A 1,519-nucleotide genomic window follows, 5' to 3' on the forward strand; every position below is an offset into this window, starting at 1 on the left:
CCCGTCTCACCGCGTGAGGCGATGTTCCGGGCTGCGTTGACGTCGGCGTGCTCAGCGAAACCGCACGACGTACACGAGAAGATGGCCTGGCCAGGCCGGTTGCGCTTGTCCACATGCCCACAGTGCGAGCACTGCTGTGAGGTGTAGGCCGCATCCACGACCATCACCGCCACTCCTGCCCGGACCGCCTTGTAGGCGATGAAAGCTCCGAGCTGGCGGAAACTCCAGGAGTGCAGCGTGACCCGCTGGGGCTTGCGAAGCCGTACCCGTTCGCGGATGCCCTGGAGATCCTCCAGAGCGATCCCGCGCCCGGTGCGTTCTGCCTCGGTCACGATGCTTTTGGCGATGATGTGGTTGACATTCGCGGCGAACCGCGCCTCGCTACGACGCCGCCGTTTCAGCAGCCGCTTGGCGGACTCGGTCTGCTTGGTCTGCAGGCGGCGGCGGAGCCGGCGATTACGGTGGCGGACCGCGTTCAGGCCCTTGCCGCAATGACGGACCCCATCGGAGGTGGTAGCGATGTTGGCGATACCCAGATCCACCCCGACGAAGCCGTCCGGTTCCGATAGCGGCTGGTCGGCCACCTCGACCGTGGCATACAGGAACCACATCCCGTCCCGGCAGATCAGATCCGACTCACCGCGTCGATGGGCGGCCGGCAGCGCCAGGTGCTGCTCCGAGCCGGTGAAGGCCACCCCTTTCAGCCGCCCGGCGGTCGTCCAGATCGACACCGTCCGTGCATCATGCTGCCAGGACAGGCACCGGTCGTCATACGGCTGGGCCGCCGGCGATCGGAAGGAGATCGGCTGGGCTTCGATTTTGACCCGACGCGGCGATCCGGGCTTGCCCAGGTTCCCGGCGGCCAGGTTGGCGTGCAGGGTGCGATAGGCGTCGCACACCTTCTTGATCACATGCTGGGCGGCCTGGGCGGCCAGCCCGAACTCGGCCTTGATCTGGTCGTAGGTGTGCTTGCGCAGGTCGAAGTTGCGGAAACAGCGTTGCTGGAACGCCAGTGCCGCGACCAGATTCGCCGCTCGGTTGGCGGCGTCCAGGGTGGCTTCCAGCGCCGCCGCCTGCTGCGGTGTCGGCAGGAGCTTCACCTGCACCACCAGTTTCACAATCGAACACATTATCATTAGGTCCATGTCACCGCGTTGGGAACCCAACCCCGATATCCGGCAGGGCCGTAGCGTGGTTCACAGCCTGCATGCGCATTTGGTCTTCACGCCCAGGTACCGGGGCAAGGTGTTCACCGACGAGATCCTGCGCCGCTGCGAAGACATCATGATCGAAGTGTGCGACAGTTTCGGTGCCACGCTGGTGGAGTTCAACGGCGAGCACGACCATATCCACCTGCTTGTGCACTATCCGCCCAAGGTGGCGCTCTCGACTCTGGTCAACTCTCTCAAGGGCGTCTCGGCGCGGCTGCTGCGCAAGGAGTTTCCGGTCCACATCCGCCGGTATCTGTGGGGCGGCCATTTCTGGTCCCCCTCGTATTTCGCCGCGTCCTGCGGCGGGG

2 protein-coding genes are annotated in these 1,519 nt (G+C 65.3%); one reads left to right on the plus strand and one right to left on the minus strand.

The window, feature by feature from the left end:
• On the minus strand, window positions 1-1,145 hold a 1,145-nt coding region (locus ACIBX3_RS61215; RefSeq protein ID WP_397130033.1), incomplete at its 3' end, for an RNA-guided endonuclease InsQ/TnpB family protein.
• Between ACIBX3_RS61215 and tnpA the strand changes: the two genes are divergently transcribed.
• Window positions 1,144-1,519: IS200/IS605 family transposase (gene tnpA / locus ACIBX3_RS61220; protein ID WP_397130032.1), on the plus strand; the 376-nt coding region annotated here is incomplete at its 3' end. The genes ACIBX3_RS61215 and tnpA overlap by 2 nt on opposite strands.

The organism is Nonomuraea sp. NPDC049480 (genome assembly GCF_044465905.1).
Taxonomy (GTDB): domain Bacteria; phylum Actinomycetota; class Actinomycetes; order Streptosporangiales; family Streptosporangiaceae; genus Nonomuraea.